General features: G+C 68.2%; 19 protein-coding genes and 1 tRNA gene. 9 read left to right on the top strand and 11 right to left on the bottom strand.

The window, feature by feature from the left end:
* Positions 1 to 47: 47 nt before the first annotated feature.
* The 9 genes from ACFY1J_RS36295 to dnaA all read right to left on the bottom strand — a co-directional run bounded on the left by ACFY1J_RS36295 (position 48) and on the right by dnaA (position 12856).
* Positions 48 to 121: transfer RNA gene (locus tag ACFY1J_RS36295), tRNA-Ile, on the bottom strand.
* A gap of 111 nt (positions 122 to 232) precedes the next feature.
* Entirely contained in the window at positions 233 to 1033 is an 801-nt protein-coding gene (locus tag ACFY1J_RS36290; RefSeq protein WP_390708333.1) for a DUF3566 domain-containing protein, read from the bottom strand.
* Positions 1034 to 1051: 18 nt separating this feature from the next.
* Positions 1052 to 3646 (bottom strand): DNA gyrase subunit A, encoded by a 2595-nt coding sequence (gene gyrA, locus ACFY1J_RS36285; protein WP_390708334.1) that lies wholly within the window; start codon positions 3644 to 3646, stop codon positions 1052 to 1054.
* 42 nt (positions 3647 to 3688) lie between these two features.
* Positions 3689 to 5728, bottom strand: coding sequence for a DNA topoisomerase (ATP-hydrolyzing) subunit B (gyrB, locus tag ACFY1J_RS36280; protein ID WP_390708335.1), 2040 nt, complete (start codon positions 5726 to 5728; stop codon positions 3689 to 3691).
* Positions 5729 to 6149: 421 nt separating this feature from the next.
* The gene (locus tag ACFY1J_RS36275) at positions 6150 to 6692 is read right to left on the bottom strand and encodes a DUF721 domain-containing protein (RefSeq protein ID WP_390708336.1); all 543 of its coding nucleotides are present in this window, start codon (positions 6690 to 6692) and stop codon (positions 6150 to 6152) included.
* Positions 6689 to 7810, bottom strand: a complete 1122-nt coding sequence (recF, locus tag ACFY1J_RS36270) for a DNA replication/repair protein RecF (protein ID WP_390732670.1) — start codon at positions 7808 to 7810, stop codon at positions 6689 to 6691. The genes ACFY1J_RS36275 and recF overlap by 4 nt, the downstream gene beginning before the upstream one ends.
* 52 nt (positions 7811 to 7862) lie before the next feature.
* Positions 7863 to 8738: a phosphogluconate dehydrogenase (NAD(+)-dependent, decarboxylating) gene (gnd, locus tag ACFY1J_RS36265; protein ID WP_390708338.1), complete on the bottom strand. Its 876-nt coding sequence runs from the start codon at positions 8736 to 8738 to the stop codon at positions 7863 to 7865.
* A gap of 163 nt (positions 8739 to 8901) precedes the next feature.
* Positions 8902 to 10032, bottom strand: coding sequence for a DNA polymerase III subunit beta (gene dnaN, locus ACFY1J_RS36260; protein ID WP_390708339.1), 1131 nt, complete (start codon positions 10030 to 10032; stop codon positions 8902 to 8904).
* An 862-nt stretch (positions 10033 to 10894) separates the two neighbouring features.
* Entirely contained in the window at positions 10895 to 12856 is a 1962-nt protein-coding gene (gene dnaA / locus ACFY1J_RS36255) for a chromosomal replication initiator protein DnaA (RefSeq protein WP_390708340.1), read from the bottom strand.
* 396 nt (positions 12857 to 13252) lie between these two features.
* On the opposite strand from dnaA, the gene rpmH reads away from it, so the two are divergent.
* From rpmH to ACFY1J_RS36210, 9 genes are all read left to right on the top strand, one after another.
* Positions 13253 to 13390: a 50S ribosomal protein L34 gene (gene rpmH, locus ACFY1J_RS36250; protein WP_003956500.1), complete on the top strand. Its 138-nt coding sequence runs from the start codon at positions 13253 to 13255 to the stop codon at positions 13388 to 13390.
* A gap of 21 nt (positions 13391 to 13411) precedes the next feature.
* The gene (rnpA, locus tag ACFY1J_RS36245; RefSeq protein ID WP_390708341.1) at positions 13412 to 13783 is read left to right on the top strand and encodes a ribonuclease P protein component; all 372 of its coding nucleotides are present in this window, start codon (positions 13412 to 13414) and stop codon (positions 13781 to 13783) included.
* Positions 13780 to 14145 carry a membrane protein insertion efficiency factor YidD gene (gene yidD, locus ACFY1J_RS36240; RefSeq protein WP_263210605.1) on the top strand — a complete coding sequence of 122 codons (366 nt, stop codon included), beginning with the start codon at positions 13780 to 13782 and terminating at the stop codon, positions 14143 to 14145. The genes rnpA and yidD overlap by 4 nt, the downstream gene beginning before the upstream one ends.
* A gap of 3 nt (positions 14146 to 14148) precedes the next feature.
* The gene (gene yidC, locus ACFY1J_RS36235; RefSeq protein ID WP_390708342.1) at positions 14149 to 15408 is read left to right on the top strand and encodes a membrane protein insertase YidC; all 1260 of its coding nucleotides are present in this window, start codon (positions 14149 to 14151) and stop codon (positions 15406 to 15408) included.
* A 15-nt stretch (positions 15409 to 15423) separates the two neighbouring features.
* Positions 15424 to 15936, top strand: coding sequence for a R3H domain-containing nucleic acid-binding protein (locus tag ACFY1J_RS36230; protein ID WP_079307551.1), 513 nt, complete (start codon positions 15424 to 15426; stop codon positions 15934 to 15936).
* A 117-nt stretch (positions 15937 to 16053) separates the two neighbouring features.
* Positions 16054 to 16770 carry a 16S rRNA (guanine(527)-N(7))-methyltransferase RsmG gene (rsmG, locus tag ACFY1J_RS36225; RefSeq protein ID WP_390708343.1) on the top strand — a complete coding sequence of 239 codons (717 nt, stop codon included), beginning with the start codon at positions 16054 to 16056 and terminating at the stop codon, positions 16768 to 16770.
* 265 nt (positions 16771 to 17035) lie between these two features.
* The gene (locus ACFY1J_RS36220; RefSeq protein WP_390708556.1) at positions 17036 to 18109 is read left to right on the top strand and encodes a ParA family protein; all 1074 of its coding nucleotides are present in this window, start codon (positions 17036 to 17038) and stop codon (positions 18107 to 18109) included.
* Positions 18106 to 19206 (top strand): ParB/RepB/Spo0J family partition protein, encoded by a 1101-nt coding sequence (locus ACFY1J_RS36215; RefSeq protein ID WP_390708344.1) that lies wholly within the window; start codon positions 18106 to 18108, stop codon positions 19204 to 19206. Before ACFY1J_RS36220 ends, ACFY1J_RS36215 begins: the two co-directional genes overlap by 4 nt.
* A 332-nt stretch (positions 19207 to 19538) precedes the next feature.
* Positions 19539 to 20156, top strand: coding sequence for a GNAT family N-acetyltransferase (locus ACFY1J_RS36210; protein WP_390708345.1), 618 nt, complete (start codon positions 19539 to 19541; stop codon positions 20154 to 20156).
* 94 nt (positions 20157 to 20250) lie between these two features.
* Here ACFY1J_RS36210 and trxA read toward each other — a convergent pair whose 3' ends face one another.
* Together trxA and trxB are read right to left on the bottom strand one after the other, a co-directional pair.
* Complete coding sequence (gene trxA / locus ACFY1J_RS36205; protein ID WP_363296136.1) at positions 20251 to 20583, bottom strand: thioredoxin; 333 nt, start codon at positions 20581 to 20583, stop codon at positions 20251 to 20253.
* 44 nt (positions 20584 to 20627) lie between these two features.
* The gene (gene trxB / locus ACFY1J_RS36200) at positions 20628 to 21596 is read right to left on the bottom strand and encodes a thioredoxin-disulfide reductase (RefSeq protein ID WP_390708346.1); all 969 of its coding nucleotides are present in this window, start codon (positions 21594 to 21596) and stop codon (positions 20628 to 20630) included.
* Positions 21597 to 21669: the final 73 nt, after the last annotated feature.

Below are 21669 nucleotides of genomic sequence, written 5' to 3'. Positions count from 1 at the left end.
GATGTCAAAGACCCCCAACCATGATCGGTTGGGGGTCTTTTCGCATGTGGGGCTAACAGGATTTGAACCTGTGGCCTCATCCTTATCAGGGATGCGCTCTAACCAACTGAGCTATAGCCCCGCCGCGCTCTGCGGTGTGTGTCCCGCGCGCTGACTCCTGAAGATTAGCGCACGACCGGGGCAGTCCCAAAATCGGTTGTCGGAGGACCGTCAGCGAACGTTCGTACGCCGGTCACTCGTCCTCGGCCAGCGTCAGTTCGACACCGCCGACGAAGCCCGCGGAGAGGTTGTAGATGAACGCGCCGAGGGTGGCCAGGGCCGTCGCGAGGACGACATCGATCACCGCGATGATCGTCGCGAACATCAGGACGTGCGGGAGCGACAGGAAGGCCTGCAGGTCGAAGCCGTTGGCCTCGTTCGAGCCGGTCGCCTCCGAGATGGTGCCACCGACCGTCGAGAACACGCCCATCGCGTTCATGACCATCCACAGCACGGCGGACGCGACGATCGTGCAGATGCCCAGCGCGATGGAGAGCAGGAAGCTGACCTTCATCACCGACCACGGGTCGGCCTTGGCCACGCGCAGCCGCGCCTTGCGGGTGCGGGGCGTGGTGCGCGCGCCGGTGCGCGCCCGGCGTACGGCACCCGCCGGAGCCTGTGCCGGGTAGGCCTGCGGCGGGTGGTAGGGCCCGGAGGGCTGCTGCTGCCGGCGCTCGCCGGGCAGCGGCGAAGCGGCCTGCGCCTCGGGGGCGGCGGCCGGGGGCTGGGCGCCCGGAGCGGCCGGGCCCGCTCCAGCCTCGTAGTGCTGGGTCTGCGGGCCTCGGGTGTCCGTCACAGTTCCCCCCTGGGATCCATGAGAGTCGGGCGAGTGCGAGTCGGTCCCGGAGGACTTGACCGGCTTGAGATTGGTCGTGTGCGGGTCCGTCGGGGTTCCCGCGTTCGTGGCGGAGCCACGGCCGCCGCCGTCGTCGTGCTTACCGGCAGAGGTCCCGGTCGAGCTACCGACCGGACCGGCGCCCGTGGCTCCGCTCACGCTGACTCACTCCTCGTGCTACTCGGCCGAGGGCGCCTCACCCTCGTCCGTGCCGGTGGCCGCGGCACCCTCGGCGGTCTCGTCCACGACATCCTCGCCGTCGACCTCCTCCGCCTCGCGCCCCGCCTCGGCGTTTCGAGCGATACCGACCACGGCATCGCGCTTGCCCAGGTTGATCAGTTGGACGCCCATGGTGTCACGGCCCGTCTCCCTGACCTCGTTGACTCGCGTACGAATCACACCGCCGGACAGCGTGATGGCGAGGATCTCGTCGGTCTCCTCGACCACCAGCGCGCCGACGAGCGATCCACGGTCCTCCACGATCTTGGCGGCCTTGATGCCGAGGCCGCCGCGACCCTGGACGCGGTACTCGTCGACGACGGTCCGCTTCGCGTACCCGCCGTCCGTGGCAGTGAACACGAACGTACCGGGTCGAACAACATTCATCGACAAGAGTTCATCGCCCTCGCGGAAACTCATGCCCTTGACACCCGAGGTGGCACGGCCCATCGGCCGCAGCGACTCGTCCGTAGCGGTGAACCTGATCGACTGCGCCTTCTTGCTGATCAGCAGCAGATCGTCATCGGCCGAAACGAGCTCGGCCCCGATCAGTTCGTCGTCGGATCCGTCCTCCCGCTCCCGCAGGTTGATGGCGATCACACCACCCGAACGCGGGGAGTCGTAGTCCTTCAGCGGGGTCTTCTTGACCAGGCCCGCCTTGGTGGCCAGCACCAGGTACGGGGCCGCCTCGTAGTCACGGATTGCGAGGATCTCGGCGATCGCCTCGTCCGGCTGGAAGGCCAGCAGGTTCGCGACGTGCTGCCCGCGCGCGTCACGGCCGGCGTCCGGAAGCTCGTACGCCTTCGCCCGGTACACCCGGCCCTTGTTGGTGAAGAACAGCAGCCAGTGGTGCGTGGTCGAGACGAAGAAGTGGTCGACGATGTCGTCTTCCTTCAGCTTCGTGCCGCGTACGCCCTTGCCGCCGCGCTTCTGCGCCCGGTAGTCGTCCGTCTTGGTCCGCTTGACGTAACCGCCGCGCGAGACGGTGACGACGATGTCCTCCTCGGCGATCAGGTCCTCGATGGACATGTCACCGTCGTAGGGCACCAGCATGGTCTTGCGGTCCTCGCCGAACTTCTCGACGATCGCGGCCAGCTCCTCGCTGACGATGCCGCGCTGGCGGACCGGGGAGGCGAGGATCTGGTTGTACTCGTTGATCTTCGCCTGGAGCTCGTCGTGCTCCTGGACGATCTTCTGGCGCTCCAGGGCGGCCAGTCGGCGCAGCTGCATCTCGAGGATGGCGTTCGCCTGGATCTCGTCGATCTCCAGGAGGGCCATCAGGCCCGTGCGCGCGACCTCGACGGTCTCACTGCCCCGGATCAGGGCGATGACCTCGTCGATGGAGTCCAGGGCCTTGAGCAGACCGCGCAGGATGTGCGCCCGCTCCTCGGCCTTGCGCAGCCTGAAGCGCGTACGGCGGACGATGACCTCGATCTGGTGCGTCACCCAGTGGCGGATGAACGCGTCCAGGGAGAGGGTGCGCGGCACGCCGTCGACCAGCGCCAGCATGTTGGCGCCGAAGTTCGTCTGCAGGTCGGTGTGCTTGTAGAGGTTGTTCAGCACCACCTTGGCGACCGCGTCCCGCTTCAGGACGATGACCAGGCGCTGGCCCGTGCGCGAGGAGGTCTCGTCACGGACGTCGGCGATGCCGCCGATCTTGCCGTCCTTCACCAGGTCGGCGATCTTCTGCGCCAGGTTGTCCGGGTTCACCTGGTACGGCAGCTCCGTCACCACCAGGCACTGGCGGTTCTGGATCTCCTCGACCTCGACGACCGCGCGCATGGTGATCGAGCCGCGGCCCGTGCGGTAGGCCTCCTCGATGCCCTTGCGGCCGACGACGAGCGCGCCGGTCGGGAAGTCCGGGCCCTTGATGCGCTCGACGAGCGCGTCCAGGAGCTCCTCGTGCGAGGCCTCCGGGTTCTCCAGGCACCACTGGGCGCCGGCCGCGACCTCGCGCAGGTTGTGCGGCGGGATGTTGGTCGCCATACCGACCGCGATCCCGGCCGAGCCGTTGATCAGCAGGTTCGGGAAGCGGGCGGGCAGGACGGTCGGCTCCTGGGAGCGGCCGTCGTAGTTGTCCGTGAAGTCGACGGTCTCCTCGTCGATGTCGCGGACCATCTCCATCGACAGCGGCGCCATCTTGCACTCGGTGTAGCGCATGGCGGCCGCCGGGTCGTTGCCCGGGGAGCCGAAGTTGCCGTTGGAGTCGACGAGCGGCATGCGCATCGCCCACGGCTGGGCGAGGCGGACCAGCGCGTCGTAGATGGAGCTGTCGCCGTGCGGGTGGTAGTTGCCCATGACGTCGCCGACGACGCGGGCGCACTTGTAGAAGCCACGCTCGGGGCGGTAGCCGCCGTCGTACATGGCGTACAGGACACGGCGGTGGACGGGCTTGAGACCGTCACGGACGTCGGGCAGCGCGCGGGACACGATGACGGACATCGCGTAGTCGAGGTACGAACGCTGCATCTCCGTCTCGAGCCCGACGGGCTCGACGCGGACGACCGCCTCGCCGTTCTCTTCAGGGGTGACAGGAGTGTTCTCGTCGGCCATTGCTGGTGAAGATCCTTCCTGGTGCGGTCAGCTGAGACCGACTCAGATGTCGAGGAAGCGGACGTCCTTGGCGTTGCGCTGGATGAAGGCGCGGCGGGCCTCGACGTCCTCGCCCATGAGGACCGAGAACAGGTCGTCGGCCTGAGCGGCGTCGTCGAGGGTGACCTGGCCGAGGACACGGTGCTCGATGTCCATGGTGGTCACGCGCAGTTCCTCGGCGTTCATCTCGCCGAGACCCTTGAAGCGCTGGATCGAGTCCTCCCGGACGCGCTTGCCGCGCTGACGGCCCAGCTCCAGCAGGGCGTCGCGCTCACGGTCGGAGTACGCGTACTCGACCTCGTCCCGGCCCCACTTGATCTTGTAGAGCGGGGGACGGGACAGGAACACGTGCCCGGCCTCGACCAGCGGCCGCATGAAGCGGAACAGGAAGGTCAGCAGCAGGGTGTTGATGTGCTGGCCGTCGACGTCGGCGTCCGCCATCAGGATGATCTTGTGATAGCGGAGCTTCTCGATGTCGAAGTCCTCGTGCACGCCCGTGCCGAAGGCCGAGATCAGCGCCTGGATCTCCTGGTTCTGCAGGATCTTGTCGATCCGCGCCTTCTCCACGTTGAGGATCTTGCCGCGGATCGGGAGGATCGCCTGGTACTGCGGGTTGCGGCCGGACTTGGCCGAGCCGCCGGCCGAGTCGCCCTCGACGATGAAGATCTCGCACTTGGTGGGGTCGTTCGACTGGCAGTCGGAGAGCTTGCCCGGCAGGGACGCCGACTCCAGCAGGCCCTTGCGCCGCGTGAGGTCGCGGGCCTTACGGGCCGCCACGCGCGCGGTGGCCGCCTGGATGCCCTTGCGGACGATGTCCGCGGCCTCGTTCGGGTTGCGGTCCAGCCAGTCGTTGAGGTGCTCGTAGACCGCCTTCTGGACGAAGGTCTTCGCCTCCGTGTTGCCGAGCTTGGTCTTGGTCTGGCCCTCGAACTGGGGCTCGCTCAGCTTCACCGAGATGATCGCGGTCAGACCCTCACGGATGTCGTCACCGGTGAGGTTGTCGTCCTTCTCGCGCAGCAGCTTCTTGTCGCGCGCGTACTTGTTGATCAGCGAGGTCAGCGCGGCACGGAAACCCTCTTCGTGCGTACCGCCCTCGTGGGTGTGGATGATGTTCGCGAAGGAGTACACACCCTCGCTGTAGCCGCTGTTCCACTGCATCGCGACCTCGAGGGACAGGCTCTTGTCCCTGTCCTCGGCCTCCAGGTCGATGACGGTGGCGTGCACCACGTCTCCCTTGCGGGAGTTGAGGTACTTCACGAAGTCGACGATGCCGCCCTCATAGCGGTAGGTGACGGTCTTGACCTCGTCCTTCTCGTCCGCACCCGCCTCGTCCGCGCCGGCCGTGGCCTTCGCCGACTCGCGCTCGTCCGTGAGCCTGATGGTCAGGCCCTTGTTGAGGAACGCCATCTCCTGGAAGCGCCGCGAGAGCGTCTCGAAGGAGTACTCGGTGGTCTCGAAGATGTCCGGGTCGGCCCAGAAGGTGACCGACGTGCCGTGCTCGCCCGTCTCCTCGTGCTGGGCCAGCGGCGCCGTCGGGACACCCATCTTGTAGTCCTGGGTGAAGCGGTGGCCGTCGGTCTTGACCTCCACCGACACCTTGCTGGACAGGGCGTTCACGACGGAGACGCCGACACCGTGCAGACCGCCGGAGACGGCGTAGCCGCCGCCACCGAACTTGCCGCCCGCGTGCAGCACCGTCAGGACGACCTCGAGGGCCGGCTTCCCCTCGGAGGGGACGATGCCCACCGGGATGCCACGGCCGTTGTCGACGACCCGCACACCGCCGTCGGCCAGGATCGTCACGTCGATGGTGTCCGCATGACCGGCCAGCGCCTCGTCGACCGAGTTGTCGACGACCTCGTACACCAGGTGGTGCAGGCCGCGCTCACCGGTGGAGCCGATGTACATACCGGGTCGCTTGCGGACCGCGTCCAGCCCTTCGAGCACGGTGATGGCGCTGGCGTCGTACGAGGCGGTGACCTCACCGTTCGCGCCGGCGTCGGTGGACGGGATGTTCTCGTTGGGGTTGCCGGAATCGGCCACGAAGCGCCCTTTCTGGCACTGGCACAGCACGAGCCGGGCTCCTGGGGGCGCCCCCTTTGGGGGAGGGTTGCCGGAGCGGCTGCGGCATGTTGCGGTGGTAAGCCTTGATCAGCGTTGCTCAGCTTTTCCCGGACGTCCCCACGAATGGGGCGGGATTGGCTTCCAGTCTACCGGTAGCGCCGACAGTGATGGGGGTTTGCCGGTACCTGAGTCCCCATGTGCCGCCCTGAACCGGTCTCGGCCGGGTCCCGATATGCGGAAGGGGGCTCCAAGAGGCTCACGGAGGCACTCAGCGCTTCCGGCTGTCAACCCTTGGCTACTCCGGGGTCAGGTCGGGATTCGCAACCACGTGCGGTTGTACGACAAGACGGCGCGCCGGTGTACGACCGGACCGCACCACGGCACCGCCACGTGAGGTATGTCACCCGTAGGTGTCACCGGGGCCCGTGCTCCCCGGGGCACGCAAGGAGCCGTAGCGGCGGACGGGACCGCCGGGGCCGTTCACCTTGATCAGCTTCACCGTGCCGTGGCCGAGGTCCTCGTTGAGCCGGGCGACCAGCGTCGGGGCGAGCAGCCGCAGCTGGGTCGCCCACGCCGTGGAGTCGCACTGCACGCTCAGGACGCGCTCGTCCTCGTCGTACCGCTGCGGTACGCAGTGCTTGGCCAGGTCCTCGCCGACGATCTGCGGCCAGCGGCCCATGACGCCGCCCACCGCGGCCGGTGTCTCCCAGCCGCGCTCGTTGATCAGCCGGTTGATCGCGGCACCGAGCGCCATCGGGTCGCGGCCGTCGGCGCGCGCGCCGGAGCGCAGGCCACCGCGCCGCGCCTGCTTCCTCTCCTGCGCCGCGGCGCCACGCGCGCGTGCCTGCTCCTTGGCGGCGCGCAACGCCACGCGCGCCAGGTCGACTCCGGAGGGCTCGGGCGCCTTCCCGCGGCCCTGGGGGGTGGGCTCGTCGGTGCTCATACGCGCTCCACCGTCCCCTCGGCCACGGTGTACCGCGCCCCCGCCAGGACGTGCGGCACGTCGTCGTCGACCGCGGCGGTCACCAGAACCTGCTCACCGGGCGCGACCAGCTCGGCCAGCCGCTCCCGGCGCCGGGCGTCCAGCTCGGCGAACACGTCGTCGAGGATCAGCACCGGCTCATTGCCCTCCGCACGCAGAAGGTCGTACGACGCCAGGCGCAGCGCCAGCGCACAGGACCAGGACTCGCCGTGGGATGCGTACCCCTTGGCGGGCAGCTGACCGAGTTTGAGAATCACATCGTCACGGTGGGGGCCCACGAGCGTCACACCCCGCTCGATCTCCTGCTTGCGGGCTTCGGCCAGGGCTTCCATCAGCTGGGCGCAGAGGTCCTCGCGCGTGTGGGCCTCGCCGGGGGCGGACGGCTTGTACTCCAGGGCGACGGGACCGCCGCCGGGGGCCAGCTGCTCGTACGCCTTGTCGGTCAGCGGATGGATCGCGGCGATCAGATCGAGGCGCTGGGCGAGCAGCTCGGCGCCCGCGCGCGCCAGATGCTGGTCCCACACGTCGAGCGTGGACAGGTCCATGGACCGGCCGCCGTGCCGGCGGGCCAGCGCGGCCGACTTCAGGAGCGTGTTGCGCTGCTTGAGGACCCGCTCGTAGTCGGAGCGCACGCCCGCCATGCGCGGGGAGCGGGCGGTGATCAGCTCGTCGAGGAAACGCCGCCGCTCACCGGGGTCGCCCTTGACCAGGGCGAGATCCTCGGGCGCGAACAGCACGGTCCGTACGATCCCGAGCACATCGCGCGGCCTGACCTGCGAGGACCTGTTGATACGGGCGCGGTTGGCCCGGCCCGGGTTCAGCTCGAGCTCGACCAGCTGCTGCCGCTCGCCCTGTCGGACCTGCGCCCGGATGATCGCGCGGTCGGCGCCCATGCGGACCAGGGGGGCGTCGGAGGCGACCCGGTGGCTGCCGAGGGTGGCGAGATAGCCGATGGCCTCGACGAGATTCGTCTTCCCCTGCCCGTTGGGGCCGACGAAGGCGGTGACGCCCGGGTCGAGCGGGACCTCGACCCGGGCGTACGAGCGGAAGTCGGCCAGCGACAGATGCGTGACGTGCATGGTCGTTCGCCGACCTCCCCCAAGGTTGTGGATCGCGGGGCGACCCTGTGGATTACTTCTTCTCTACGGCGTGGCCGCCGAACTGGTTGCGCAGCGCGGCGATCATCTTCATCTGCGGCGAGTCCTCCTGGCGGGAGGCGAACCGCGCGAACAGCGAGGCGGTGATCGCGGGAAGCGGCACCGCGTTGTCTATGGCGGCCTCCACAGTCCACCGGCCCTCGCCGGAGTCCTGTGCATAACCCTTCAGCTCGTCCAGGTGCTCGTCCTCGTCGAGGGCGTTGACCGCGAGGTCGAGCAGCCACGAGCGGATGACCGTGCCCTCCTGCCAGGAGCGGAAGACCTCACGGACGTCGGTCACGGAGTCGACCTTCTCCAGGAGCTCCCAGCCCTCGGCGTAGGCCTGCATCATCGCGTACTCGATGCCGTTGTGGACCATCTTCGCGAAGTGGCCCGCGCCGACCTTGCCCGCGTGCACCGCGCCGAAGTCACCCTCGGGCCGGAGCGCGTCGAAGACCGGCTGCACCTTGGCGACGTTCTCGGCGTCGCCGCCGTACATCAGCGCATAGCCGTTCTCCAGGCCCCAGACGCCGCCGGAGACACCGCAGTCGACGAAGCCGATGCCCTTGGCGGCCAGCTCCTCGGCGTGCCGCTCGTCGTCCGTCCAGCGGGAGTTGCCGCCGTCCACGACCACGTCGCCGGGCTCCAGGAGCTCGGCGAGCCGGTCGATCGTGCTCTGGGTGGGCTTGCCGGCCGGGACCATCACCCAGACCACACGCGGGCCGGGGAGCTTGCCCACAAGCTCTTCCAGGCTGTGGACATCCGCGAGGTCCGCGTTGCGGTCGTATCCGATGACGGTGTGGCCCGCGCGGCGGATCCGCTCGCGCATGTTGCCGCCCATCTTGCCGAGGCCGACGAGACCGAGGTCCATCAGTTGATCCTTAGGTTGCTGTGTGACGTGTGGGGCACCTTCGTACCCACGTCCGAGCCTAAACCCGGACGCTCACGCACATCTGTGGGCATACGCGCTCATACGTATGCCCTCACCTGCGGCTTCGTCCGACGGGGCGGTGACCGGTGGGAACGCGGCCCGCTCAGCCGCTGAGGCGCACCGGCATGATCAGGTACTTGTAGGCCTCGTCCGCCTCGGCGTCCACCGCCGGCTTGCCGCTGAGCAGCGCGGGCTTCGTGGACGTCGTGAACGACAGCTGGGCCACCGGCGAGTCGATGGCGCTCAGACCGTCGAGCAGGAAGGTCGGGTTGAAGGCGATCGAGATGTCGTCGCCGTCCAGCTGTGCGTCGACCCTTTCCACAGCCTGTGCGTCGTCGCTGGAGCCGGCCTCCAGGATGAGCACGCCCTGCTCGAAGCTGAGCCGCACCGGGGTGTTGCGCTCGGCGACCAGGGCGACGCGCTTGACGGCCTCCACGAAGGGGGCGGTCTCGATCACGGCGATGCTGTTGAACTCGGTCGGGAACAGCGTGCGGTACTTCGGGAGGTCGCCCTCCAGGAGGCGCGTGGTGGTCCGGCGTCCGGCACCCTCGAAGCCGATCAGACCCTCGCCCGCGCCCGAGCCGGACAGCGCCAGGATCACGCTGTCGCCGCTGGTGAGCGCCTTGGCGGTGTCCAGGAGCGTCTTGGCGGGCACCAGGGCGACCGCCGAGGCGTCCGGGTTCTCCGGCTTCCACAGGAACTCACGGACCGCGAAGCGGTAGCGGTCGGTGGAGGCCAGGGTGACCGTGTCGCCCTCGATCTCGATGCGCACACCGGTGAGGACGGGCAGCGTGTCGTCGCGGCCCGCGGCGATGGCGACCTGCTGGACGGCGGAGGCGAAGACCTCGCCGGGGACCGTGCCCGTCGCGTTCGGCATCTGGGGCAGGGACGGGTACTCCTCCACAGGCAGGGTGTGGAGTGTGAAGCGCGAGGAGCCGCAGACCACCGTCGCCCGTACACCGTCTGTGGAAATCTCCACCGGCCGGTTGGGGAGGGCGCGGGAGATGTCGGCGAGCAGACGGCCGGAGACGAGGACGGTGCCCTCCTCCTCGACCTCGGCCTCGACGGACACCCGGGCGGAGACCTCGTAGTCGAAGCTGGACAGGCTCAGCTGGCCGTCCTCGGCCTTCAGGAGAAGGCCGGCGAGGACAGGCGCCGGCGGACGGGCCGGAAGGCTGCGTGCCGCCCAGGCCACTGCCTCCGCGAGTACGTCGCGTTCCACCCGGATCTTCACCGTAAGCCGCCTCCTGCTGTTGCTACTGAGCCCTACGACTCGGTGTCACCGCCCACTGCGACGGGAAGAACACCGGGGACCAGTCTGACGCACGGCACTGACAGTAGGTGCCCGTCGGGGTCAAGTCGTGCCGAGGGGCAGCCGGGCTCGAAACGGCGAGTTGTGCACAGGCCCCGCTTCGAAACGGATTCCGCACTCTCTCTAGTCGGGAGTAGTAGTAGGGCCTGTGGATACCGTGGATAACCACGTTTGCCCAGCTCAGCGCGGAAATTTTGTCCACCGGTCCTGTGGGTGACGGCAGTGGACAACCAGGCGTCTCTGTGGAGAACAGGAAGTTCTGCACACACCGCCCACAGCCCGAGGGCAGTTCTCCCCAGCTGCGTCCCCAGATTTACCCACGTTTCCCACACCCCAATCCGGCACCTTGATGTGACGCCTTTCACTCGACGCGGTGATCGGGTGCGCCGCGTTGCCGAACAGTGGACAGCCATGTGGAGAAGCTGGGGATCGCTGGGGACAACCGGCCCCAGCCTGTGGGCTGCCGGTGGACAACTCCGTGCACAGCCTGTGGATCTTTCCTTCGTCCACAGTCTGTGGAGATCCTTCGTCCACCAATCCACAGCCAGGTGACCTGGTCTGATGGTCTTTCAACAGGGTCCGCTGTGGACACGATCTGGACAACTCCACAGTCCCCAGGATGTGGACGGAAGAAAGTCACCGAATCTGTGGAGAGCGGCCGTAACCCGGCTGGTAATCGAACATCGGGTTGCTGCTGGGTGACGGTCGAGGCCGGGGCGGAACGACGAAAGGCGCCCCCGGATGTCCTCCCGAGGGCGCCTTCAGCGCATGAGGGGTGTGGCGGTCAGCCGTTCTTGATGCGGTTGGTCAGCTCGGTGACCTGGTTGTAGATGGAGCGCCGCTCGGCCATCAGCGCGCGGATCTTGCGGTCGGCGTGCATCACGGTCGTGTGGTCGCGGCCGCCGAACTGGGCGCCGATCTTCGGCAGCGACAGGTCGGTGAGCTCACGGCACAGATACATGGCGATCTGGCGCGCGGTCACCAGGGCGCGGCCGCGAGAGGTGCCGCACAGGTCCTCGACCGTGAGGCCGAAGTAGTCGGCCGTCGCCGCCATGATGGCCGTCGCCGTGATCTCCGGCGCCGAGTCCTCGCCGCCCGGGATCAGGTCCTTGAGGACGATCTCCGTCAGGCCCAGGTCCACCGGCTGCCGGTTGAGCGACGCGAACGCGGTGACCCGGATCAGCGCGCCCTCCAGCTCGCGGATGTTGCGCGAGATGCGGGAGGCGATGAACTCCAGCACCTCCGGCGGGGCGTTCAGCTGCTCCTGCACCGCCTTCTTGCGGAGGATCGCGATGCGAGTCTCGAGCTCGGGTGGCTGGACGTCGGTGATCAGACCCCACTCGAACCGGTTCCGCAGCCGGTCCTCCAGCGTGACCAGCTGCTTGGGCGGCCGGTCGGAGGACAGCACGATCTGCTTGTTCGCGTTGTGGAGCGTGTTGAAGGTGTGGAAGAACTCCTCCTGCGTCGACTCCTTGTCCGCCAGGAACTGGATGTCGTCGACGAGCAGGATGTCCATCTCGCGGTAGCGCTTGCGGAAACTGTCGCCCTTGCCGTCGCGGATGGAGTTGATGAACTCGTTGGTGAACTCCTCGGAGCTCACATAGCGCACGCGCGTGCCCGGGTAGAGGCTGCGCGCGTAGTGCCCGATCGCGTGCAGCAGGTGCGTCTTGCCGAGTCCCGACTCCCCGTAGATGAACAGGGGGTTGTACGCCTTCGCGGGCGCCTCGGCGACGGCGACCGCGGCCGCGTGCGCGAAGCGGTTCGAGGCGCCGATGACGAACGTGTCGAAGAGGTACTTCGGGTTCAGCCGTGCGGTCGGCTCGCCCGGACCGGTCGCCGGCGCGGGCTGCGCGGCCAGCGGGCCGGGAGCACCGGTCGCCGGCCGCCCGGAGCCGCCCGGACCGCCGCGGTGCGCCTGACCGGAGCCGGACGGCTCGGGCAGGTCGCGGCGGGCGGCGTCGCGCTGGTCGTAGTCGACGCGCGACGGGTCGTAGTCGGAGCGCTGCTGCTCGTACGAAGGACGTTCCATCGACTGCGGGCGGTAGTCCTGGGACGGCGAGCCGTACGCGTCCTTGGCCGGGCCGTAGGCGTCCTGGCCCGGGCCGTACGCGTCCTGTGAGCCGTAGGAGTCCTGCGCCGGCGGGCCGTAGGAGTCGCGTGACGGTGGCCCGTAGGGGTCCTGGGACGGCGAGGCATAGGGGTCCCGCTCCGGGAAGCCGAGCCGCGGCTGCTGCCAGCTGTACTCGTCCTGGGCGGGGCGCGGCCAGGCGCCGGGCTCGGGGCGCTGGTACTCGGACGGATAGGCGGGGCGGGCGGTCGGCAGCTGGTCCGGGCGCGGCGCCTGGTCGCCGGCCTGCCGCTGGTCGCCGCGGTGGCGGCCGTAGCCGTCGTAGTGCCCGCTGGGCAGCTCCGGCTCCTCGTAGCGGGACTGCGGCTGGGCGGGGGGCGCCGGCGGGGCCGGGGGCTCGCCCGCGGAGTCGTCGACGGTGATCGCGATGCGGATCGGGCGGCCGCACTCGCGGCTCAGGGTCTCGCTGACGATCGGGGCGAGACGGCCTTCGAGTACGCCCTTCGCGAATTCGTTCGGTACGGCGAGCAGGGCGGTGTCCGCGACCAGCGCGAGGGGCTGGCAGCGCCGGATCCAGTGCTCGTCCTTCGCCTCGACACCCTGACCGCGGCCCTCACCGAGGAGCTGCTCCAGTACTCGTGGCCACACTGCGGCAAGATCGGCAGGTACGTCAGCCACAGGGCACGCTCTCTCACAGGTCCCACGAACGTGTGGTTCGAGGACGGGTCGGGATGCAGATCGGGTGGGCGGGCGGGAGGAACCCGCTCGGCCGGGGATAAAGGAACGAATCGGAGTTCAGTCACGGTAGTCAGCGCGGCCCGTGCGGTTCAAGTTGTTGTCCCCAGCCTGTGGACAGTGTCTCTCGGTGACCCCTGGTTTGACCGGATGGCGCAGCCCCGCGTACCGTAACCAGGTCGAGTTGTCGATGGCTGCTGCCGCCTGCCTCCGATGGGCACAGGTCACTGAAGGTGATCGGAAAGCGGTGCACTCGGGCGTAACGCGAGCTACTCGTGGGCGCACGGTGACAGCCAGGACGGCACCCCGCAACTACCCGATTTTTACTGGAGCCCCCGAGTGAGCAAGCGCACCTTCCAGCCGAACAACCGTCGTCGCGCGAAGACCCACGGCTTCCGGCTGCGTATGCGCACCCGTGCCGGCCGCGCGATTCTCGCGTCCCGCCGTAGCAAGGGTCGCGCCCGCCTGTCCGCCTGATCCCGATCAGGTCATGACGTCGTGCTGCCCACCGCGAACCGGCTGAGGCGGCGCGAGGACTTCGCGACCGCGGTACGACGGGGTCGTCGGGCTGGACGCCCGCTTCTCGTCGTCCACCTTCGTAGCGGTGCCACGGACCCGCACGCGCCTGGGGAGAGCGCTCCCCCGACGCGTGCGGGTTTCGTCGTGAGCAAGGCAGTGGGTGGCGCGGTCGTACGCAACACAGTGAAGCGCAGACTTCGCCATCTGATGCGTGACCGAGTCGCCCTGTTTCCCCCCGGTAGCCTGGTAGTCGTACGAGCGCTGCCCGGAGCGGGTGACGCAGACCATGCACAGCTGGCCCGAGACCTGGATGCCGCCCTTCAACGGCTGCTGGGAGGGGGCGCGCGATGAAGTACCCACTGCTGGCCCTGATCAAGCTGTACCAATGGACGATCAGTCCGCTGCTCGGCCCGGTGTGCAAGTACTACCCGTCGTGCTCTCACTACGGCTACACGGCCATCGACCGGCACGGTGCGATCAAGGGGACGGCACTCACCGCCTGGCGCATCCTCCGGTGCAATCCGTGGTCGCTCGGTGGTGTGGACCATGTTCCGCCGCGCAAGCGCCCGCGGTGGCACGAAATGCTGCGCGGCGCCTGGCGCGCACGCAGGGGCGGGCCCTCCGCCGCCGAACCGGCCATCGACGGGAAGCTCCCTTCCGAGCCTCCTTCGAGCCCGGCCGCAGAGACTTCGTCCCATGCCCAAGGAGCATGATTAGTGGACACGATTGCCAGCCTCTTCAGCTTCATCACCACACCCGTCTCCTGGGTCATCGTCCAGTTCCACACGGTGTACGGCGCCATCTTCGGCCCTGACACCGGCTGGGCCTGGGGCCTGTCCATCGTGTCCCTGGTGATCCTGATCCGCATCTGCCTGATCCCGCTGTTCGTGAAGCAGATCAAGGCGACCCGGGCCATGCAGACGCTCCAGCCCGAGATGAAGAAGATCCAGGAGCGCTACAAGAACGACAAACAGCGTCAGTCCGAAGAGATGATGAAGCTGTACAAGGAGTCGGGCACCAACCCGCTCTCCTCGTGCCTTCCCATCCTGGCGCAGTCCCCGTTCTTCTTCGCCCTGTACCACGTGCTCAACGGCATCGCGTCGGGCCAGACCATCGGTGTCATCAACCAGAGCCTCCTGGAGAGCGCGCAGAAGGCGCACATCTTCGGTGCTCCGCTGGCCGCGAAGTTCACGGACGGTGCGGCGAAGGTGGAGTCGCTCGGTGCCTCCATCACCGACGTCCGGGTCGTCACCGCGATCATGATCGTCCTGATGTCGGCGTCGCAGTTCTACACGCAGCGTCAGCTGATGACGAAGAACGTCGACACGACGGTGAAGACGCCGTTCATGCAGCAGCAGAAGATGCTGATGTACGTCTTCCCGGTCATGTTCGCCGTCTTCGGCATCAACTTCCCGGTCGGTGTCCTCGTCTACTGGCTGACCACCAACGTGTGGACCATGGGCCAGCAGATGTACGTCATCCACAACAACCCGACCCCGGGTTCCAAGGCTCAGGCCGCCTACCTGGAGCGTCTGACCAAGCACGTGACGAGCCACGGCAAGACCCGTCGCCGCAGCGAGAAGACCATCGTCAAGGCGATCGTCGCCAAGGGCCGTGACCGCAACGAGTTCGAGCGCAAGTTCATCAACGCCTTGAGCAAGGCGGGCCTCGCCGCCGAGGTCGACGGCACCGTGGTGAAGAGCGAGAGCCCGGCCGCCGCCGTGTCCGAGGACGGCACGACCGCCGCTCCCCGGCGCCAGCAGCCCAAGCGCCAGACGAAGGCTCAGCGGCAGTCCGGCGGCGCGAAGCAGGCCGATGACCCCACGCCGAGCACCTCGCTGGAGAAGTCCGACGAGCCGCAGGACGCCAAGCCCGCCGCCAAGCAGGACCCGAAGCCCGGCACCGGGAACCGCAGCAAGGCCCAGTCCGGTCAGCGCAAGGGTCCGCAGCGGCCCAAGTCCCCGTCCAAGAAGTAAGAAGGAGTCCATCCCGTGACGGAAGGCACCACCTCCGCCGCTGCCGAGGGTGCAGACACCCTGACCCGCCTGGAGCAGGAGGGCGAGATCGCGGCGGACTACCTCGAGGGTCTGCTGGACATCGCCGATCTCGACGGCGACATCGACATGGACGTCGAGGCCGACCGCGCCGCTGTGTCGATCATCAGCGACGCGGGCAGCCGCGACCTGCAGAAGCTGGTCGGCCGTGACGGCGAGGTGCTGGAGGCTCTGCAGGAGCTGACCCGACTGGCCGTGCACCGGGAGACCGGGGACCGCAGCCGGCTGATGCTGGACATCGCGGGCTACCGAGCCAAGAAGCGGGCCGAGCTCTCCGAGCTGGGTGCCAAGGCCGCCGCCGAGGTCAAGAGCTCCGGCGAGCCCGTGAAGCTCAAGCCGATGACCCCGTTCGAGCGCAAGGTCGTGCACGACGCGGTCAAGGCCGCGGGACTGCGCAGCGAGTCGGAGGGCGAGGAGCCGCAGCGCTTCGTCGTCGTGCTGCCCGCCTGATCGGTCTCCACAATCCACCGGCCCCGTCTGTTGCGCAGACGGGGCCGAACTTTGTCAGCCTGGTAGTTCTGGTGGTCGGCGCTCGGTGCGCCGGCGCTGTACGGAAGGACGGTCCCCGTGACGGAGGCAGCGGAGCTCCCCCCTGCGCCCGAACAGGCGCGGGAGGTGTTTGGTCATCGCTTCGCCGATGCGGTCCGCTACGCGGAACTGCTCGCCGAGGCGGGCGTGCAGCGTGGTCTGATCGGCCCGCGGGAAGTGCCCCGTCTGTGGGAGCGCCACCTGCTGAACTGTGCGGTGCTCTCGGAAGTCGTCCCCGAGGGGGTGACGGTGTGCGACGTCGGCTCGGGCGCGGGCCTGCCGGGCATTCCCCTGGCGCTCGTCCGCGAGGACCTGAAGATCACGCTCCTGGAGCCGCTGCTGCGGCGTACGACCTTCCTCACCGAGGTCGTCGAGCTCCTGGGCCTGGATCACGTTACCGTCGTGCGTGGCCGTGCCGAGGAGGTCATGGGCAAGCTGCCGCCGGTCCATGTGGTGACGGCGCGGGCCGTGGCTCCGCTGGACCGGCTGGCCGCCTGGGGCATCCCGCTGCTGCGGCCGTACGGCGAGATGCTCGCCCTGAAGGGGGACACCGCCGAGGAGGAGCTCAAGAGCGCGGCCACCGCGCTGAGCAAGCTCGGGGCCGTGGAGACGTCCGTGCTCCACGTGGGTGAAGGCGTCGTGGACCCGCTGTCCACGGTCGTGCGGGTCGAGGTCGGGGAGAGCCCCGGCGGTGTGCGGTTCGCGGCGAAGCGGGCGAAGGCCGCCCGTACGGGGCGGGCACGCCGACGGCGCTGATCCGTCCTGCGGACGAGACGTACTCCACACAAGCTGCCAGACCCATGCATGCCGGAGTGTCGTGACGGCCCGGCCGCGGCCGCTGTGCATCGTGTTTCACGTGAAACGTCGCTCACTGTTGCACGGCATCATCAGTCGCGGCCGCGCTGCGGCCGAACCCCGCGACCGCAAGCCTCTCGGTTCACTCGGAGAGGCATCGGAGTTGTCCACAGAGGTGGATTTCTCCACAGAACAACAGGCCTCACTGGTTCGCGACCCCGAAGACATGGGAGGCTCTGTTCATTGCGAGCCTGAAGTCGAGGAGAGTGAATCCTTGCGGTCCGACGCCAACATCGCGGGACCGATGACCGATCCGGTCCCCGGTCCCCGTACCGAGTCGATGGGAGCGGATGTTTCACGTGAAACACCGCCTCCGATGGACGACACTCCGATCGGTCGTGCTGCCCAGCTGGCGGTGGAGGCTTTGGGCCGCGCCGGCGAAGGACTGCCACGACCGGAGCAGACCCGGGTCGTCGTCGTCGCCAACCAGAAGGGCGGTGTGGGCAAGACAACGACGACCGTCAACCTTGCCGCTTCGCTGGCCCTGCATGGCGCCCGCGTCCTGGTGATCGACCTCGACCCACAGGGCAATGCGTCCACGGCTCTGGGGATCGACCATCACGCCGATGTTCCTTCCATCTATGACGTGCTGGTCGAGAGCAAGCCTCTCGCGGATGTCGTACAGCCGGTCCCGGATGTCGAGGGTCTCTTCTGCGCCCCTGCCACGATCGATCTCGCCGGTGCGGAGATCGAGCTGGTGTCCCTAGTGGCGCGGGAGAGCAGGCTGCAGCGTGCGATCCAGGCATACGAGCAGCCGCTGGACTACATCCTGATCGACTGCCCGCCCTCTCTCGGTCTGCTCACGGTCAATGCTCTGGTCGCGGGCCAGGAGGTCCTCATCCCGATCCAGTGCGAGTACTACGCGCTGGAGGGGTTGGGGCAGCTGCTGCGCAACGTCGACCTGGTGCGGGGCCACCTCAACCCCGCCCTGCATGTATCGACGATCCTGCTCACCATGTACGACGGCCGGACGCGTCTTGCCTCCCAGGTCGCCGACGAGGTGCGCAGCCACTTTGGTGACGAGGTGCTGCGCACTAGCATTCCCCGGTCGGTCCGTATCTCCGAGGCGCCCAGTTATGGGCAGACGGTGCTGACCTACGATCCAGGATCGAGCGGTGCCCTCTCCTATCTGGAGGCCGCCCGAGAAATCGCGCTGAAGGGTGTCGGTGTCAGCTATGACCCGACGCAGGCCCACATCGGCGCCCAGAACAACCCGAGCATGGTGGAGGGGATCCAGTGAGCGAGCGACGGAGGGGTTTGGGCCGTGGGCTCGGCGCACTGATCCCCGCTGCCCCGACGGAGAAGACACCGGCCCAGACCGCGTTGGGTGGTGCGGTTCCCGCGTCCCCCGCGGCGGTTCCGGTGCTGGCGAGCGACCGTGGAGTGGCTGCGGCGAAGGTGGCCACGCTGCCGCCTGTTTCACATGAAACCGAGGAGCCGTCGATGAACGGCTTCACGGAGACGCCCGCGCCTCCCGTGGGTGCCCACTTCGCCGAGATCCCCCTTGAGTCCATCACGCCGAACCCGCGCCAGCCGCGTGAGGTCTTCGACGAGGATGCACTGCAGGAGCTGGTCACCTCCATCAAGGAGGTCGGTCTTCTCCAGCCCGTCGTCGTACGGCAGCTCGGCCCCGCGCGCTATGAACTCATCATGGGTGAGCGGCGCTGGCGGGCCTGCCGTGAGGCCGGCCTCGAAGCGATCCCGGCGATCGTGCGGGCCACCGACGACGAGAAGCTCCTCCTGGACGCGCTGCTGGAGAACCTGCACCGTGCCCAGCTGAACCCGCTGGAAGAGGCCGCCGCCTACGACCAGTTGCTGAAGGACTTCAACTGCACGCACGACCAGTTGGCGGACCGCATCGGGCGTTCTCGTCCGCAGGTCTCCAACACCTTGCGTCTGCTGAAGCTTTCTCCCGCGGTCCAGCGCCGGGTCGCCGCCGGAGTCCTCTCCGCCGGACATGCCCGCGCACTGCTGTCCGTCGAGGACTCGGAGGAGCAGGACCGCCTGGCCCACCGGATCGTGGCCGAGGGGCTCTCGGTGCGGGCCGTGGAGGAGATCGTGACCCTCATGGGATCGCGGCCCCAGACGACACAGCGTGCCAAGGGACCGCGTGCCGGTGCCCTGGTCTCCCCGGCACTGAGCGAGCTCGCCACGCGTCTGTCGGACCGGTTCGAGACGCGGGTGAAGGTCGACCTGGGCCAGAAGAAGGGCAAGATCACCGTCGAGTTCGCCTCGATGGAAGACCTTGAGCGGATCCTCGGCACGCTCGCCCCGGGCGAGGGGCCGGTCCTGCAGAGGGGCGGCCAGGACGATCTGTCCGAGGAGGCGGAGGACTGAGCCCCGGGCGGTCCTCCTTGGCCGGGGCTCGCTTATTCAGGCAGTTGAGCGGATGGTGTCCGGTGTGTACCGGAACACGGTCCGCTCTTTGCTTTCAGGCGGTATCGATGCAATCGCATCGTGGATACGATGCGATCGGGTTTGGCGCATCCACCTGGCAGCACCTCTGAGTGGGAGACGGGGGCCATGCGAACGATGAGCCGTACCGGACTGGTGAGCGCGGGCCTGGGCTTGGGCGCGGTCGGCGGATTCGTCGGCAGTCTGCTCAGGGAACGCAGCGCTCTGACAGCCGCTCGCGATGCCGCGGGCGAAGGAAGCGAGGAACAGCCTTCATGGGGCGTCGGCTCGTACCGCTCACGCTGGACAACCTTCAGGACCTTCCCCAGCGCTGTCGCGCGTGTGTCTTCTGGGAGTTGGACCCCGTCAGCGGTGAGGCCGCGGTAAGGGCAGGTACTCCGGCTCTGGAGAAGGAGGCCTGGATCTCCGCTGTCCTGCTGGACTGGGGGTCCTGCGGCCGCGTGGTCTACGTCGACGACGCACCGGTCGGCTTTGTGCTCTACGCTCCGCCCGCCTATGTCCCCCGCTCCACGGCGTTCCCCACGAGCCCTGTCTCACCGGACGCGGTGCAGTTGATGACCGGCTTCATCCTGCCCGGCTATCAGGGGCAGGGGCTCGGCAGAGTGATGGTCCAGACGGTTGCCAAGGATCTGCTGCGACGTGGCTTCAAGGCGATCGAGGCGTTCGGTGACGCCCGCTGGAAAGAGCCGGCCTGTCTCCTGCCCGCCGACCACCTTCTGGCCGTGGGCTTCAAGACGGTCCGGCAGCACCCCACCCATCCGCGGCTGCGGCTGGAACTGCGGTCGACGCTCTCGTGGAAGGAAGACGTGGAGCTGGCCATCGACCGGCTGCTCGGGGCCGTACAGAAGGAACCCGTGCTGCGGCCGCTCTGAGAGCCGCTGGAAACGCCGAATGGGCCAGCCCTTCCGGGTTGGCCCATTCGTGTTTCACGTGAAACATCCGCCGTCGCCTCGACGGCCCTGCCGACTACTCGGCGATGAAGTCCTCAAGGTCGCGGACGATCGCGGCCTTCGGCTTCGCACCGACGATCGTCTTGGCGACCTCGCCGTTCTGGTAGACGTTCAGGGTCGGGATCGACATGACGCCGTACTTGGCGGCCGTAGCCGGGTTCTCGTCGATGTTGAGCTTGACGATCTCGATCTTGTCGCCGTGCTCGGCGGCGATCGCCTCCAGGGACGGCGCGATCTGGCGGCACGGTCCGCACCAGGCGGCCCAGAAGTCCACCAGGACGGGCTTGTCGCTCTTGAGGACGTCCTGCTCGAAGGAGTCGTCGGTCACATTCTTCAGGGTGCCGGCCACGGCGGGCTCCTTAACTTGATCGTGCGGTGGGGCGGGAAGGGGAATCAGGCGGAGGTCTTCTCGGGCTCGGCCTTCTCGCTGTCCGCGAGGGCGGCGAGGAAACGCTCGGCGTCGAGAGCGGCGGAGCAGCCGGTGCCGGCCGCGGTGATCGCCTGACGGTAGGTGTGGTCGACCACGTCACCCGCGGCGAAGACGCCCGTCAGGTTCGTCCGGGTGGAGGGCGAGTCGACCTTCAGGTAGCCCTCCTCGTCGAAGTCCAGCTGGCCCTTGAACAGCTCGGTGCGCGGGTCGTGGCCGATCGCGATGAACAGACCCGTCACCGCCAGGTCCGAGAGCTCGCCGGTCTTGACGTTGCGGAGCTTGAGGCCGGAGAGCTTCTGGTTGCCCTGGATCTCGGCGACCTCGCTGTGCCAGGCGAACTTGATCTTCGGGTCGGCGAAGGCACGCTCCTGCATCGCCTTGGAGGCGCGCAGGCTGTCCCGGCGGTGGACGATCGTCACGGACTTGGCGAAGCGCGAGAGGAAGGTGGCCTCCTCCATCGCGGTGTCACCGCCGCCGATCACTGCGATGTCCTGGTCCTTGAAGAAGAACCCGTCGCAGGTGGCACACCAGGAGACACCGCGGCCGGAGAGGGCGTCCTCGTTGGGCAGGCCGAGCTTGCGGTGCTGGGAGCCGGTGGTGACGATGATGGCCTTGGCCCGGTGGACGGTGCCCGCGGTGTCCGTGACGGTCTTGATCTCACCGGCCAGGTCGACGGAGACGATGTCGTCCGGGACGAGCTCGGCGCCGAAGCGCTCGGCCTGGGCGCGCATGTTGTCCATGAGGTCGGGGCCCATGATCCCGTCACGGAAGCCGGGGAAGTTCTCCACCTCGGTGGTGTTCATCAGCGCACCGCCCGCGGTGACGGCACCCTCGAACACCAGGGGCTTCAGCGACGCGCGCGCGGTGTAGAGCGCCGCCGTGTACCCGGCGGGCCCGGAGCCGATGATGATCACGTTACGGACGTCGCTCACGGCTTGATTCCTCGTCTCTGGTCTGTCTCAGTCGACCGGTGGGAGCCCTTTCGGAACCCTCACCCCACCCAAC

This window comes from Streptomyces sp. NPDC001406 (genome assembly GCF_042895285.1).
Taxonomy (GTDB): domain Bacteria; phylum Actinomycetota; class Actinomycetes; order Streptomycetales; family Streptomycetaceae; genus Streptomyces.
This window is presented reverse-complemented; position numbering and strand designations above follow the sequence as displayed.